The sequence below is a fragment of the Collimonas arenae genome, from assembly GCF_001584165.1.
Lineage (GTDB): Bacteria > Pseudomonadota > Gammaproteobacteria > Burkholderiales > Burkholderiaceae_D > Collimonas > Collimonas arenae.
Window position 1 is genome coordinate 1,046,007 of record NZ_CP013233.1, and the last position, 14,081, is coordinate 1,060,087.

15 protein-coding genes and 2 pseudogenes are annotated in these 14,081 nt (G+C 56.1%); 7 read left to right on the plus strand and 10 right to left on the minus strand.

Features of this window, described 5'->3' with window-relative positions:
• Positions 1-34 precede the first annotated feature (34 nt).
• The 5 genes from gltS (at position 35) to CAter10_RS04895 (ending at position 3,859) form a co-directional block, all read left to right on the plus strand.
• On the plus strand, positions 35-1,246 hold the full coding sequence (gene gltS, locus CAter10_RS04875; protein ID WP_061532524.1) for a sodium/glutamate symporter: 1,212 nt from the start codon (positions 35-37) through the stop codon (positions 1,244-1,246).
• 183 nt (positions 1,247-1,429) lie between these two features.
• A complete protein-coding gene (locus CAter10_RS04880; RefSeq protein WP_061532525.1) occupies positions 1,430-1,948 on the plus strand; it encodes a hypothetical protein in 519 nt (172 codons plus the stop codon).
• A gap of 249 nt (positions 1,949-2,197) precedes the next feature.
• Entirely contained in the window at positions 2,198-2,989 is a 792-nt protein-coding gene (locus CAter10_RS04885; protein ID WP_236905493.1) for a DNA/RNA non-specific endonuclease, read from the plus strand.
• Positions 2,982-3,227 (plus strand): hypothetical protein, encoded by a 246-nt coding sequence (locus CAter10_RS04890; RefSeq protein WP_061532527.1) that lies wholly within the window; start codon positions 2,982-2,984, stop codon positions 3,225-3,227. The genes CAter10_RS04885 and CAter10_RS04890 overlap by 8 nt, the downstream gene beginning before the upstream one ends.
• Positions 3,228-3,259: 32 nt before the next feature.
• The gene (locus CAter10_RS04895) at positions 3,260-3,859 is read left to right on the plus strand and encodes a hypothetical protein (protein WP_061532528.1); all 600 of its coding nucleotides are present in this window, start codon (positions 3,260-3,262) and stop codon (positions 3,857-3,859) included.
• Positions 3,860-3,889: 30 nt separating this feature from the next.
• Here CAter10_RS04895 and kynA read toward each other — a convergent pair whose 3' ends face one another.
• From kynA to kynB, 3 genes and pseudogenes are all read right to left on the minus strand, one after another.
• Positions 3,890-4,732, minus strand: coding sequence for a tryptophan 2,3-dioxygenase (gene kynA, locus CAter10_RS04900; RefSeq protein WP_061532529.1), 843 nt, complete (start codon positions 4,730-4,732; stop codon positions 3,890-3,892).
• A gap of 19 nt (positions 4,733-4,751) precedes the next feature.
• Positions 4,752-6,013, minus strand: a pseudogene (gene kynU / locus CAter10_RS04905) (kynureninase).
• Between the two features lie 18 nt (positions 6,014-6,031).
• Positions 6,032-6,679, minus strand: a complete 648-nt coding sequence (gene kynB, locus CAter10_RS04910; protein ID WP_061532530.1) for an arylformamidase — start codon at positions 6,677-6,679, stop codon at positions 6,032-6,034.
• Between the two features lie 136 nt (positions 6,680-6,815).
• On the opposite strand from kynB, the gene CAter10_RS04915 reads away from it, so the two are divergent.
• Together CAter10_RS04915 and CAter10_RS04920 are read left to right on the plus strand one after the other, a co-directional pair.
• Positions 6,816-7,292, plus strand: a complete 477-nt coding sequence (locus CAter10_RS04915; protein WP_128082981.1) for an Lrp/AsnC family transcriptional regulator — start codon at positions 6,816-6,818, stop codon at positions 7,290-7,292.
• A gap of 30 nt (positions 7,293-7,322) precedes the next feature.
• The gene (locus tag CAter10_RS04920) at positions 7,323-7,550 is read left to right on the plus strand and encodes a hypothetical protein (protein ID WP_061532532.1); all 228 of its coding nucleotides are present in this window, start codon (positions 7,323-7,325) and stop codon (positions 7,548-7,550) included.
• 117 nt (positions 7,551-7,667) lie between these two features.
• Here CAter10_RS04920 and CAter10_RS04925 read toward each other — a convergent pair whose 3' ends face one another.
• The 7 genes and pseudogenes from CAter10_RS04925 to CAter10_RS21800 form a co-directional block, all read right to left on the minus strand.
• Positions 7,668-8,078: a VOC family protein gene (locus CAter10_RS04925; protein ID WP_061532533.1), complete on the minus strand. Its 411-nt coding sequence runs from the start codon at positions 8,076-8,078 to the stop codon at positions 7,668-7,670.
• 55 nt (positions 8,079-8,133) lie between these two features.
• A complete protein-coding gene (locus tag CAter10_RS04930) occupies positions 8,134-8,661 on the minus strand; it encodes an SRPBCC family protein (protein ID WP_061532534.1) in 528 nt (175 codons plus the stop codon).
• Positions 8,662-8,703: 42 nt separating this feature from the next.
• Positions 8,704-9,129, minus strand: coding sequence for a YciI family protein (locus tag CAter10_RS04935; protein WP_061532535.1), 426 nt, complete (start codon positions 9,127-9,129; stop codon positions 8,704-8,706).
• A gap of 611 nt (positions 9,130-9,740) precedes the next feature.
• Positions 9,741-10,034 carry a hypothetical protein gene (locus CAter10_RS04940; RefSeq protein ID WP_061532536.1) on the minus strand — a complete coding sequence of 98 codons (294 nt, stop codon included), beginning with the start codon at positions 10,032-10,034 and terminating at the stop codon, positions 9,741-9,743.
• A gap of 45 nt (positions 10,035-10,079) precedes the next feature.
• Complete coding sequence (locus CAter10_RS04945) at positions 10,080-11,573, minus strand: DegQ family serine endoprotease (RefSeq protein ID WP_061532537.1); 1,494 nt, start codon at positions 11,571-11,573, stop codon at positions 10,080-10,082.
• Between the two features lie 183 nt (positions 11,574-11,756).
• A complete protein-coding gene (locus CAter10_RS04950) occupies positions 11,757-13,061 on the minus strand; it encodes a sensor histidine kinase (RefSeq protein ID WP_061532538.1) in 1,305 nt (434 codons plus the stop codon).
• A pseudogene (locus CAter10_RS21800) lies at positions 13,058-13,713 on the minus strand (response regulator). The gene CAter10_RS04950 and the pseudogene CAter10_RS21800 overlap by 4 nt, the downstream one beginning before the upstream one ends.
• Positions 13,714-14,081: the final 368 nt, after the last annotated feature.

Sequence of the window (14,081 nt, forward strand, 5' to 3'; positions counted from 1 at the left end):
ACTCCCGCTTGCTTAAAAGACAAGAGGAAGATACATGATCGCTTTAGATACCCTGGAAACGCTGGTTGCGGCGTCATTGGTATTGCTGCTGGGACGCAAGTTGGTGTCGTCTTCGACTTTCCTGAAAACATACAGTATTCCTGAGCCGGTGGTCGGTGGTCTGCTGGTGGCGCTGGTGTTGTTTGCGCTGCGCGGACTTGGCGATGTGCAGGTGCAGTTTGATGGCGGTTTGCAGGGGCCGTTGATGCTGGCGTTTTTTGCCACCATCGGGCTGAATGCCAATCTTGCCAGTTTGAAGGCAGGTGGCCGTACCCTGATGCTGTTTCTGGTTGTGGTGCTGGGTCTGTTGATATTGCAGGATACGATTGGTATCGGCATGGCCAAGATGTTGGGACTGGATCCTTTGATCGGTTTGCTGGGAGCATCGATTTCTCTTTCCGGCGGACATGGCACTGGTGCAGCTTGGGGCCGAGTGTTTGCCGAGCGCCACGGACTAGCGGCGGCGACTGAGATTGCGATAGCATGCGCGACATTCGGCTTGGTTCTAGGTGGTTTGATTGGCGGCCCGGTAGCCGGATTCCTGGTGAAACGGGTGAAATTGCCTATGGTGAAAAACGCTCAGGAAGAGCAGCAGGATGCGCCGCTGAGCTTTGAACAACCAAAGGCGGTGCAACTGATTACTGCGCAATCATTCATCGAAGCATTGGCCTTGATTGCCGTCAGTCTTACGGTCGGCACCATGATCGCCAATCGACTGAACGGCACGGTATTTGAATTACCGACGTTTGTCAGCGTGCTGTTCGTTGGCGTCTTGTTGAGCAACGGTTTGTCGCTGGTGGTCGGCTACAAGATTTTTGAACGCGCAATCCTGGTCATTGGTAACGTCAGCCTGTCGCTATTTCTGGCGATGGCATTGATGAGCCTGCGTCTGTGGGACCTGGCGTCGCTGGCCTTGCCGGTGCTGTTGATCCTGGCCGTACAGACGGTTGCGATGGCGCTGTATGCAGCCTTTGTGACTTTCCGCGTGATGGGATCGAACTACGACGCGGCGGTCCTGGCAGCCGGACATTGCGGTTTCGGGTTGGGTGCAACACCAACCGCGATTGCCAACATGCAGGCGGTGACAGACCGTTTCGGACCGTCGCGGCTGGCGTTCCTGGTCGTACCGATGGTCAGCGCCTTCTTCATCGACATTGCGAATGCGATCGTGATCAAGCTGTTCCTCGCGCTGCCGATTTATAACTGACGCGCCCCTGCATCGAAGAAGCGCGCTTCGCACACTCGTGTGTATGCGCTTCCTCGATGCGGCATCGATCGACATTTCTGTCGATATTCTGGAATGCTGGCGCGTTGCCGTCATCTTGCGCTTTGTACTATACAATTCGCTGTTCCCGACATTTCCCCGCCGTTTCGACGTGCCCACTCCGCAATGACCGATATTTCCCCGCAAGCCCCCGATTTGCCCGTTGAAACCGAAGCCGCTGATAGTTACGTTATTCAGGAGCCGCGTTTGTGGCGCGATGACGGCTGGACCGCGCGCATTATCAAGAACGACGATGACGACGGCTGGGCGGTGGCGATGATCAAGGATGGCGAGCCGGAACCGGCGCTGGTCGGCCCATGGACCATGGGGCGCGACAAGAAAAATCCGAAGCCATTGGATGCGCCGGCGTTCATTACGCTGGTCAAGACGGCAACTGAATTCGTGCGCCGCCACGAACAGCAATTGCACGCGATATTACACAAGAACATGACTGTGAGTGATGGTTCTGCGAGTTACAACGTGACACTGGATATCGTTCCTGATGACGATTTTCCATATGCATTGCTGAGCGCTCGCGATGAGGACGGCGAGCAGGTCGCCCAGGTACGTGTTGCGCCCACCTTCAAGCTGAGCCAGAGCAGCGCCAGTACCTGGGTCGAGAATGGTTTCCGCAAACCGGGGTGACGTGTTGCCGTCACTGAGCGTTGGTGCCGGATTATTCGGGCGCACGGATTGAGAAGAAAAATTAGGATTGTGCTTGGAGCGGTTTGAGTAAAACCTTATACTGTGTATTTATACAGTTTTTGGTGAGCAATGCCGCACAAGTTTCGTTTGTTTCTCGTTTCTCTGTTTCTTCTCAGTTCCAATGCTTTTGCCACAGATTGCTCATCTCATTATGCCGGTGGCCAGGCTCCAAGGATTCTCAACGACAAGTTGGCGCGCCAGACCCAGGAGCTTTGCTACCAGGCATTTGTCGTCATGCATTCCGGCATCACGCGCACGCCGCTCTGGTCGGCCGAGCATTTAACGCGCAATAACGTTGATGCGGCGCGGACCCTGTCACGTGAAAATTCCTTCCATCCCGAGCCGGCGCTGCTGATCAATGATCGGGCGGAACTGAAGGACTATGCGCGCTCCGGCTTTGACCGCGGCCACATGAGTCCGAACGGCGACATGGCGAACCGGACTTCGCAGTACGAAAGTTTCAGCCTGGCCAACATGATCCCGCAGAATCCGCAGAACAACCGGCATGTCTGGGCCGCGATCGAAAGCGCTGTGCGCAACATGGCGGTGAATGACGGCGAACTGTATGTGATCACCGGACCGGCATTTCTGGGGCAGGAGCTGCAGAAGGTCGGTAACGTATTGGTGCCAACTTATATCTATAAAGTCGTCTATAGTCCGAAGAGGCAACAAGCTGCGGCATATTTCATCAAGAACGAAGATACTTCGCACTACGAACAGATGTCGATCACGCAACTCGAAAATACCTTGCGCATCAACCTGCTTCCCGGCGTGCCGAAGCACGTCAAGGATGTGGCGATGAAATTGCCCGGGGCAAGCATGCGCGGCGAGCGAACCAGTCCGGAAAAACGGGCAGAGCCGGCGGCGCAACAGGTCCAGAAAATGGAAACGGATTTGCTGACGAGATTGCTGAACGATTTCTTGAAAATGTTGATGAATTTTTTAACCAGCCTGATTCAGAAAGGGATGTCCCATGTCTAAATTTACGCCATTCGCGGACGAAAGTGCGACCTTCGCCATCGGTAAATTGAACGTTGAAAACCGCCTGGATCGTGTCAGCCTGTTTGGCGATCTCGATCTGACCTTGGACGCGCGCGGACTGGAGCAAGCCAAGGCGCTGCAGGTGCTGGTCAATCAGGTGATCGGCGAGATGGAAGCGCGGACGTTGCCTGATGTGTTGCCGACAGCGCCTGTGGTGAAGGTCAGCAATCCGTTTTAACCAAGGTATCAATGAGTCAATGAGGCGGCAAGATGGATGAAGCAACGGGTAACGAAACTGAATTGAGTGCGGTAGGCATGCTGGGGAACGGTGCTCCGGTGACCATGGCATTGGAAGCCGTCGCGATTCGCAAGCATGGTGTGGGCGGTTGGGAGCCTTTTCATTATGAGAAGATTTCCGAGAGCGAATATGAGGTCACCGGCGGCACGTGCGAACTCATTGGCGGTGTAAAAAAATGGCCGGGAGAGCACACTACGGTGATCGTGTCGGTGGAGGAACTGGCGGCTGAAGCGCGGACAGATGTGCCTGTGGAAATGGTGCAGAAATTGCCCCGGGTCGAGTCATTGAGTCCAGTCGGCAAGCAGGCTTCACAAAGGGCTCTGCCGCAGAACGATGATGCAGGCGGCGCACCAACCTATCTCACGGTCGTGTTGCAATTGCCGCAGGACGAACAAGGTCGCAAGCGTATATATAACGCACTTAGCCTCGATACGAATTTTTTTGGCGCGGTGGTGACGGCAACTTCCCTGGCCGACGAAATTGCCGTCAACCAGTTGCTGGAAATGCGTTGCGAACCGGGAGATGTCAAGGACGCGCGCGAACGGGCGACGGCGCGCAATAGCAAGGCGTGAGCGCTTTGTGCTGCTGGTCTTGCCAATCTCTCAGAGAGAGGTCCTCAGCGAGAACAGTTCCGGAAACAGCACTACATCCAGCATCTTCTTCAGATAGCTCGCGCCCTCGGTGCCGCCGGTGCCTTTCTTGAACCCGATCACGCGTTCCACCGTGGTCAAGTGACGGAAGCGCCAGAAGCGGAACGAGGTTTCGAGGTCGACCAGTTTCTCGGCCAGTTCATATAACTCCCAGTGTTTGTCCGGCGTCTTGTAGACCGTGAGCCAGGCGTTTTCCACGGATTGGTCGGCGACGGTGGGGCGGCTCCAATCCAGCGCCAGCCGGGCGTCGTCGACTGCCAATCCGGCACGCGCCATGAGCATCACTGCCTCATCGTAAATCGACGGCTGCTTCAGCGCGTCGTCCAACCGCGCAAACGATTCCGGCGAGTCTCGATGCATTTGCAGTAGCGTTGCATTCTTGTTCCCGAGCAGGAATTCGATCTCGCGATACTGATACGACTGGAAGCCGGAGGAGTGGCCCAGATAGGGACGGATCGCTGTATATTCGGGCGGCGTCATGGTCGCCAGAACATCCCAGGCATGCACCAGTTGATCCATGATGCGGGCGACGCGCGCCATCATCTTGAAGGCTGGCGACAGCATATTCATGCGCAGCTGCGCGCGCACCGCATGCAGTTCGTGCAGCATCAATTTCATCCACAACTCGCTGGTCTGGTGCTGGACGATGAACAGCATCTCGTTGTGATTCGGCGACAGCGGCCGCTGGGCCGACAACACCTGGTCGAGCGCCAGGTAATCGCCGTAGCTCATGTCTTCCTTGAATTCCATCTTGGCGCCGTGCCAGGCACCTTTTTCGTTGTACGGGCATTCCATTCTTGTCTCCTGGTGCTAATTAGGTCACGGCTTCTTGTTGCGCGCTGATTTCGTAGTCTGTATCGACCAGGATTTGGCGCAGCGATTCGACCGCGTCCCAGACGTCGATAAATCGCGTGTAAAGCGGCGTGAAACCGAAGCGCATCACTTGCGGTTCGCGGTAATCGCCGATCACACCGCGTGCGATCAGTGCGCGCATGATGCCGTAGCCGTGCGCGTGCGCGAAGCTGACGTGGCTACCGCGCTGCGCATGATCACGCGGCGTGACCAGTGTCAATTGCTGACCGGCGCATCGGCTTTCCACCAAGGCGATGAACAGGTCGGTCAACGCCAGCGATTTGGTGCGCAACGCCTGCATGTCGGTCTGCGCGAAGATGTCCAGGCCGGATTCCACCATCGCCAGCGACACGATCGGCTGGGTGCCGCACAAGGCGCGGCGGATGCCGTCGGTTGGCGCAAAATCGGGCTGCATCGTGAATGGCGCGCGATGTCCCCACCAGCCCGACAAAGGCTGGCGGAATTGCGCGTGATGGCGTGGAGCGATCCAGGCAAAGGCCGGCGCACCGGGGCCGCCGTTCATGTACTTGTAGGTGCAACCGACGGCGAAATCGGCATTGGCTGCATGCAGGTCGATCGGCAGTGCGCCGGCGGAATGCGCCAGATCCCACAACACCAATGCGCCATGTGCCTGTGCGGCGGCCGTCACTGCCTGCATGTCATGCAGGTGACCGCTGCGGTAATTCACGTGAGTCAGCATCAGCACAGCGGTTTCCGCATTCACTGCGGAGGAAAGTTCTTGCGGCGAATCGACCAGGCGGATGCGGTAGCCGCGATCCAGCCATTCCGCCAGGCCCTGGGCCATGTAGATGTCGGTCGGGAAGTTGTCGCGTTCGGTAACGATCACCTTGCGCGTCGCGCTGTCCGGCTGCGAAGCTTGCATCTGCAGCGCGGCGGCTAGCATCTTGAACAGGTTGATCGACGTCGAATCGGTGATGACCACTTCGTTGTCGCCGGCCCAATTAATGGCGCCAGCTTGTTACCCAGCCGTGCGGGCAGATCGAACCAGCCGGCCTTGTTCCAGCTGCGTATCAGGTCGTTGCCCCATTCCTCTTCGATCACTTTCTGGGCGCGTTGCAGTGCCGCTTTCGGGCGTGCGCCCAGCGAATTGCCGTCGAGGTAAACGACGCCGGGCGGCAGCGCGAATTGCGCGCGCAGCGGCGCCAGTGGATCGTTCGCATCAAGTGTTTCACAAGCTGCGCGAGTGTTGATGTGCTTGATCATTGCCATGTTCCAGAAGAGTTAAAGAGGCCGCAATATCGCCCTGACCGGGCTGGCATCGAGGCCGGCCAGGCGCAGGGGCAGGGCAATCAGTTCGTAATCGCCGGCGCCAATCGCATCGAGCACGATACCTTCGAGTATCGCCATGCCGTGGCGGCGTACTGCGTGGTGCGCCAGCATGTTTTTTGATTCCTGCGGGTCGAGCGATGGCGTATCGACGCCGATCAGACGCACGCCATGCTGCGCCAGCAGATCGATGGTCTCTGGCGCAACGGCCGCAAATGCCGGATCCCATTCGGCTTGCGGTGCGCTGGCATAAGTACGCAACAGCACGCGCGGCGGCACATCATTCAGTGCATGCGCAATGTCTTGCGGCTTGACCGGCGAAGCGCCGATGCAATGGATCACGCGGCAGGGGCCGATGTAGGCATCAAGCGCGACCTGGTCAATGGACAAGCCTTGCGGATCGTAATGGGAAGGTGCATCGCAATGTGCGCCGGTATGCGTGGAGAGGGTTATCCGACTGACATGCACGGGGCAACCTTCGGCGATTTCCCAAGTGGTTTGCGCACTGAAGGTGGTGTCGCCCGGCCAGACTGGAATACGTGGGGAAAGAATGGGGCTGATGTCCCAGATGGGTTTGGAGGCACTGTGGGCATTGTTCGTCATTGGCGTGGCACGATAGTCGATTCGACGAAATATTTTAGGCGAGCTGATTAGAATTTTTCTACGAAATTACTATACAATTTTGGCTAAATTTAGAATAAATTCAATATTTATTGAATATTGTTGAAAGATAATTTCAATGCAGCTCGATGCCATCGATTTAAGCATTCTGACGTTGTTGCAGCAGAATGGCCGGATCAGCAACCAAGATCTGGCGGAAAAGGTTTTCCTGTCGCCGTCTTCGTGTCTGCGCCGGGTGCGCATTCTGGAGGAGGAAGGCATCATCAGCCGCTACAGTGCGTTGCTGAATCCGGAAAAACTTGGGCTGGAGCTGGATGTCTTCGTGCAGGTGACAATGCGCCGCGATGTGGAAAGCTGGCATGAGAATTTCATGGAGGCGCTACAGAAATATCCGGAGGTGGTCGGTTCCTATATCATCACCGGCGATGCCAATTACCTGTTGCGCGTCAAGGCGCGCAACCTGAAACATTATTCCGCTTTCGTGCTGGAAAAACTCTATAAGATACCGGGCGTGCTCGATATCCGTTCCAACATCGTGCTGCAGGCGATCAAGGAAACCTACGAATTGCCGCGCGAGCTGTTGCGTGACGGCTGATCAATTACCACTAATAGAATTATCAACATCATGGCAAAGACAGTACAAGAAGTTCTGGACCGGCAAAAAGACGGCGCGCAATTCGTGTTGTCGGCGCCCATGCTCGGTCTCGAAGTCGAGGAATTTGATACCGTTGCGAAGATATGGGTGAAGGAAGGTGGCCCAGGATTTCAGCTGGCCGGCGTACCGCACCGGAAATGCATCGACGGCGAATTTTTCATCGACCGGATAACAGTCGTCAAGACCGCGGCGGCTTAACCGGTTCGCCGCGTGCGCAGCCGATCCGTTTTTCGGACTTGACGGGATGACGCCAAGCCCGGCAGATAGAAGGTGAAACGGGTGAGGGAAATCACCCGTTTGTGATACGTCGGTTTGTCACACTTCTTTTTCGCAGTTGATCATCCACGAGATGCCGAACTGATCCTGGACCATGCCGAAGCGTTCGGCCCAGAAGGTTTTGTCGAGAGGCATTGTTATGTTGCCGTTCTTGACCAGCGCATGATAGAAGCGTTCTGCATCAGCGATCTTGTCGACGTTGATTGATAGCGAAACGCCCTGCGGCTTCTGGTAATACCCCGGGGGACAGTCGGATCCCATCACCGCCATGCCGTTGAATTCCAGATGGATGTGCATGATTTTGTCGCGCCATTCAGGTGCGGTTTGCTCCGCCATCGGTGAATTCCCGTGCGTCAGCATGAAGACGATTTTGCCGCCAAGTGCCTGTTCATAGAACTTGAATGCGGCTTCGCATTGACCGTCGAAATTAAGATAGGGAATCAATTTCATGATGCAATCCTTTAATGAGTGATTGAATATGCCGCTCGTATGGGAATCAGTGCACTTATTTTTCCGCGACGGCTTTCAGGTTGGCCAGACCGGCTTCAAAATCCTTGCCGATCATATGGTCCATATCAAAAAACAGGCCCATCACTTTCGAAATGAAAGGCGAAGGGCCATACATGGCCCAAGTGACAATGTTGCCGTCGCCTTGGGGTTCTACGGTAAATTCGGCAGTGTTATGAGCTTCAAACGGCTTGAAGAAATCCAGTTTGATCGCGACTTTGGAGGAGGGGGATGCTTCCGTGATTTCCATGCGCCCGGAACCCACGTCACTCGAACCGTCCCATGCGTACACGGCACCCACGCCGTTGTCGGCGCCACTGTAGCTTCTCTTCATCGCCGGATCGCGTTTCTCATAAGGCGACCATGCAGTCCAGTTGTGGAAATTGTCGATCTGGGCAATGATCTTTTCCGGTGCGGCCTTGATGGAGATGGTCCGTTGCACACGGAAAGTGTCGGGCTTGGTGGCCGCATAGCCCAACACGGCGGCAAGTACGACGACGATGAGAATGGCGATGGTCTTGATCATGGTTTTCCTTGTTGGGGTGCTGGGATGAAGGGGGAGTTGCGTTTATAGTTTTGCACTCGCAGCGCGCAAGCGTTCCTCTGTTTCCCTGAGTTCGGGGGTGAGCGCATCGCCGAAATCTTCCGCTTCGAATACCTGGCGCAGCTCAAGTTCGACACCACCGTCGGCGTCGAGGGCAGGCCAGCGTTTGACCCAGGCAATCGCTTCTTCCTTCGATTTCACCTGGATCATCGTGAAGCCGGCGATCAACTCCTTGGTTTCGGCAAACGGGCCATCGGTTACAGTTGGTTTGCCGCCTGTGAATTTGATGCGCGCTCCCTTGGAGCTAGGTTGCAGTCCTTCGCCGGCCTGCATGACGCCAGCCTGTATCATTTCTTCGTTGTACTTAATCATTGCTGCAAGCAATTCGCCACTGGGTAGTACGCCCGCTTCGGTCGCCTGGTCTGCCTTGCGTATGATCATGAATCGCATCTTAAATCTCCATTTGGTTTGAGGTGGTGGGCCGGTGCCACTTTAGTATGGCCGATAAATCCGGCCTTACTTGTCAGTCGAATTGGTAATCGTTGAATCGACATGTGGCCGACATTTTTTCATGAATATTTTTTCTAGCCTGCTTTTTATTGTTAAAAACAAAACCATCTGATCTACGGAAGTGCGGGGGATCTGATGTGTTGGCGCCGGTCTATCGGGCCGTCTGAGTATTACAGATTAGGCAAGCTCAAAATGGATTGCAATTCAAATTGTGCTGCAGGGGGAGGAAGTTCGATTGAGTCGTGATGATGTAGCTTGGCCCGGCGTGTGTACGGGCCGCATGCAATGGGAGTGAGCGTACGCTCAAATAATTGAATGGCGATTGCGCGGCAACGTGCCGGTGCATCAGGACGGCATTCCCGGAGCAAACATTCAAAGCCAATATTGCCCAAATTGTAGGCATTGACGATTAACGTAGCGTCAACAATGTGCAGCTATAAAAAATTCATATAGATCAAGCACATAACAAAGTCGCAATGAGGTTATCAACAGGACTATCCACAGATTCTGTGGGTAACTTTGGCCGGATTGAGAGTTCAATCCGGGAGCGGTCACTCAATCACTACAGCCATGAACACGGTCGACAGGCTGAGTAGTGTCAGTCCGAAAATGAAGGCAATGTCGGCATACTGCTCCAGGCGAATGCTTTGCGTGGAGCGCATTGCTGCGTAGGAAAGCATGCCGCTGCTCAGGAACACCAGGCTGTTGAGAGCCAGCAGGTGCCCGAGCCAGATTGCCAGTCCGCTGAATCTTGCGAGCTTGATGATCGACAGCGCAGTGATGCAGACACCGATCATCGTGGCGGAGGAGGGCAGGATGTGTTGCGACAGATTATTGAATTTCATGCGCGGCTATCCTTTTTGTCATCCCGCCATCCCTCAATCGATCATTCAACCCAAGGTCAGCGGTACAAAGATCTTGTCCTTGTCGCGTTGCACCAGTAGTGCCACATTCTTGCCGGCTTTGCCTACCAGCTGGCGCAACTGTTCGACGCTGCTGACTGGCGTGCCGTTGAGCGAAAGGATAACATCGCCGCGCTGGATACCGGCCACTGCGGACGGTCCGGAGGCATCTTCCACCACCAGGCCGCCGCGGGTGCCGATCTGTTGCTGCTCATTCGGACTGAGTTCGCGCAGCGCTAACCCCAGCCTGCCTTGCGAACCGGCGCCGTTGTCGTTGCGGGCCGACTTGGCAGTTTCTGCTTCGGTCAGTTTGACGACCAGCGTCTTTTCCTGGCCGTTGCGGATCACGTCGATCTTGCTGGACGTGCCGGGCACAGTGTCGGCCACCAGGCTTGGCAGATCAGCCGAGTGATTGATCGATTGGCCGTTGAAGCGCAAGATCACATCGCCGGTCTGCATGCCGCCCTTGTCAGCCGGGCTGCCTTTGTCAACTGAACTGACCAGCGCGCCTGTAGTATTTTTCAAACCGAACGATTCAGCCAGCGACTGATTAACTTCCTGCACGCTGACGCCGAGATGGCTACGGGTGACCTTGCCGCTTTTCACCAACTGTTGTTCGACCTTGGTGGCGACGTCGATCGGAATGGCAAACGATAAGCCCTGATAACCACCGGTCTGGCTGTAAATCTGCGAATTGATGCCGATCACTTCGCCGCGGATGTTGAACAGCGGGCCACCCGAGTTGCCGGGATTGACGGCAACGTCGGTCTGGATGAACGGTACGTAGGTATCGTCTGGCAACGAGCGCGATTTGGCGCTGACGATGCCGGCGGTGGCGGTATTTTCAAAGCCGTATGGCGAGCCGATGGCCAATACCGGTTCGCCGACCTTGGTCAGCGTCGGATTACCGATCTGCACCGTCGGCAGATTCTTGGCGTCGATACGGATCACCGCGATGTCGCTTTGCTTGTCGGAGCCGAGCACCTTGGCCCTGAATTCGCGGCGGTCGGTCAACTTGACGGTGACTTCCTGTGCGGCATCGACAACGTGGGCGTTGGTGAGTATCAAGCCGTCCGGGCTGATGATGAAGCCTGAGCCTTCACCGCGCATGATTTGTGGATGGCGCGGGATTTGCAGCTGCGGGCCGAAGCGTTTGAAAAATTGCGAGAATGGGTCGTTAGGATCGAGGTCAGCAGAGTCTTCGTCCTGGTCTGAGACCGCGCTCTGCTTTGGTTTGCTGGTCACACTGATGTTGACCACGGCCGGTCCGAAACGGTCGACAATGCCGGAAAAATCGGTTGCTACGGCTACCGCCGGCGCGGCATTCGCAACCGGCGCCACTGGTGCTGCACTGGCAACCTGCGTCGCTGCATTGGCGTCGGGGATGCCGATTTCTCCACCCTTGGAATGCAGGTAAGCGCCACCGGCGACAACCAGTACGGCGACGGCAATGGTGCTACGGGTAAAATTCAGGCGATTCATGCTGTGCTCCTTTGCAGATGGATGAACCGATGTCGTTTCCAATCCGTTTCAGCACCCGAACGAAGCTGAAAATCTGAGCTTGAAATCAGAGACTAAAACGACTCGATAGCACACAGCATAAATAGTGAAAATTAAAACAAACTTAAAGGCCCGCAGATAAATTTCTTCAGCGTCGAGCTGCAATCAATTTGAGAAATGGACACTTGCAAGGAGGCCGTGGCCAGTGTTGTGTAACGTCACAGCGGCGCCGTGTGCATCGGCAATCTGCTTGACGATGGCCAGTCCCAGGCCGCTGCCTGGTGTTTGCGACTGGCTACCGGCGGCACGATAAAAGCGGTCGAACACGCGCTGCAAATCCGCCTCTGGAATACCAGAGCCGTGATCTTCCACGGACACGGTGACGCCGCTTTCTTCGGATGCGACGGCAATGTCGATGCTGCTGCCGGCCGGGCTGTGGCGCAATGCATTGTCGATCAGGTTGTTGAACAAGATGCGCAAGGCATCGGCATTGCCGACCACGGTAGCCGGTATTTCCTTGCTGATGCCGAGGTCGATTTGATGAGCATCCGCGGCGAGGGCGAAGTCGCTGATCACGCTATGCAGCAGCGCATTCAGGTCGAGTTCGGCATGGGCCTGTTCGAAAGCGCCCGGCTCCTGGCGCGCCAGCGTCAGCAGTTGCTGCAGCAAATGGGTGGCGCGCTCCAGGCCGTTCTTCAAGTCGCCAAACGCAGCCTGGCGTTCGCTGTCGTTGTTGGCGCGCTCGGCCAGTTGCACCTGCAGGCGCAACGCGGTCAACGGCGTACGCAATTCATGCGCGGCGTCGGCGACGAACGCGCGTTGCGCATTGATCGATTGCCCGAGCCGGCCCAGCAAGTCGTTCAGGGCTTGCGTCAACGGCTGGATTTCTTGCGGCAGCTTGGCATCCGGTATCGGCGACAACGCATGCATGTCGCGCGCCTGGACCTCCGCCGCCGCGCGCTTGATCGGCGCCAGCCCGCGGCCGACCGCGATCCAGATCAAGATGCCCAGCAACGGAAACAGCAGCAGCAACGGCGTGACAGTCTTGACGGCCATTTGCGCGGCAATCTGGTTGCGTGCGCTTTGCGGCTGCGCAATCTGCACCACGGTGTTGCCGATCTGCGCACTGTAGACGCGCCACACACCGTTGCTTTGGCGGACATTGGTGAAGCCCAATTCTGCTTGCAGCGGCAGACTGGACTGACCGTGAGAGTGGTATAGCACGACACCGGTGTTGTCCCAGATCTGGATCATGATGTCGTCCTCCAGTTCCGGCCCGCTGTCGGCTCTTGGATCGACCAGCGCAAATGCCTGGCGTGGCAGGGAGGCGGCGATCTGTTTCATCTGATAGTCGAATAGCTCGTTGGCTTCGCCGCGTGCCTGATAGTACAGAGCAATCCCGGCGAGCAAGATGGCGCCGCCCAGGCCGACTGCCAGCCACGACAGCAAACCGCGGCGTATCGACGTCATTTGGCCACCATATAGCCGATGCCGCGAACATTCTTGATGAAGCTGCTGCCAGCTTCTTGCGCAAGGCGTGGATATACACTTCTATCGCATTGCTTTCAATGCTGTCGTCCCAGCCGTACATTTTTTCTTCCAGTTGAGCGCGCGACAATACGGCGCCTGGGCGATCAAGGAACGCGCACAGTAATGCATATTCGCGGGCCGACAGGTTCACCTGCCGTCCTTGCAGCAAGACTTCATGCGTAGCTGGATTGAGAGTCAGCTCGCCGAGCGCAATCAACGGTTCGGCACGTCCCGACTGACGCCGCAGAAGGGCGCGGATGCGCGCTGCCAGTTCTTCCAGATCAAAGGGTTTGACCAGATAGTCGTCGGCACCGGCATCGAGTCCGGCGACGCGGTCAGATACTGCATCGCGCGCAGTCAGGATCAGTACTGGAATCTGCTTGCCGCTGCCACGCAGTGCCTTGAGTACTTCCAGCCCGCTCCTTTTCGGCAAGCCGAGATCCAGCAATATCAATTGATAGTCTTCCTGGACGGCCGCACTTTGCGCAGCGATGCCGTCCTGCACCCAGTCAATGACAAAACCGTCCTGCCGCAGTCCCTTGCGGACCGCTTCGCCCACCATCGGATCGTCTTCCACCAGCAACAAACGCATGAGCCCAGCTCCTTAGGCAACCGGCGATATGCCGGAAATGCTTCAGTTTAGCCGCATTGGATTAAACGATTCTTAAACCAATCCGGATGGCGCCCCGCCAACTTGTCGCGGCAACTGTGTGCAGTAGGAAAAAATCCATATAAATCAATCACATAGGAAAAGCGTTGGGCAGTTATCAACAGGACTGTCCACATTTTCTGTGGGTAAGTAGTGGACTGGAATTAGAGGAAAACATCTTTAGTGGTTTTACGTAACCATTAAGTAATTTCTTTGTGGCAATATCGCCGTGGGCATCAACGATAACGTTTTGTCATTGAAAGATGTGGTGTTCTGGATTTGTCGATGCCGCTTTTATTCGTCGGCAGTTG

What these genes read in the sequence shown, in the direction of transcription:
- CAter10_RS04925 (WP_061532533.1), bottom strand. Translation starts at nt 8,078, where the DNA reads ATGAAATTGATTCCCTATCTTAATTTCGACGGTCAATGCGAAGCCGCA.
- CAter10_RS04920 (WP_061532532.1), top strand. Translation starts at nt 7,323, where the DNA reads ATGGCAAAGACAGTACAAGAAGTTCTGGACCGGCAAAAAGACGGCGCG.
- kynA (WP_061532529.1), bottom strand. Translation starts at nt 4,732, where the DNA reads ATGGAATGCCCGTACAACGAAAAAGGTGCCTGGCACGGCGCCAAGATG.
- CAter10_RS04890 (WP_061532527.1), top strand. Translation starts at nt 2,982, where the DNA reads ATGTCTAAATTTACGCCATTCGCGGACGAAAGTGCGACCTTCGCCATC.
- CAter10_RS04915 (WP_128082981.1), top strand. Translation starts at nt 6,816, where the DNA reads ATGCAGCTCGATGCCATCGATTTAAGCATTCTGACGTTGTTGCAGCAG.
- kynB (WP_061532530.1), bottom strand. Translation starts at nt 6,679, where the DNA reads ATGACGAACAATGCCCACAGTGCCTCCAAACCCATCTGGGACATCAGC.
- CAter10_RS04880 (WP_061532525.1), top strand. Translation starts at nt 1,430, where the DNA reads ATGACCGATATTTCCCCGCAAGCCCCCGATTTGCCCGTTGAAACCGAA.
- CAter10_RS04945 (WP_061532537.1), bottom strand. Translation starts at nt 11,573, where the DNA reads ATGAATCGCCTGAATTTTACCCGTAGCACCATTGCCGTCGCCGTACTG.
- CAter10_RS04895 (WP_061532528.1), top strand. Translation starts at nt 3,260, where the DNA reads ATGGATGAAGCAACGGGTAACGAAACTGAATTGAGTGCGGTAGGCATG.
- CAter10_RS04930 (WP_061532534.1), bottom strand. Translation starts at nt 8,661, where the DNA reads ATGATCAAGACCATCGCCATTCTCATCGTCGTCGTACTTGCCGCCGTG.
- CAter10_RS04950 (WP_061532538.1), bottom strand. Translation starts at nt 13,061, where the DNA reads ATGACGTCGATACGCCGCGGTTTGCTGTCGTGGCTGGCAGTCGGCCTG.
- CAter10_RS04935 (WP_061532535.1), bottom strand. Translation starts at nt 9,129, where the DNA reads ATGCGATTCATGATCATACGCAAGGCAGACCAGGCGACCGAAGCGGGC.
- CAter10_RS04940 (WP_061532536.1), bottom strand. Translation starts at nt 10,034, where the DNA reads ATGAAATTCAATAATCTGTCGCAACACATCCTGCCCTCCTCCGCCACG.
- gltS (WP_061532524.1), top strand. Translation starts at nt 35, where the DNA reads ATGATCGCTTTAGATACCCTGGAAACGCTGGTTGCGGCGTCATTGGTA.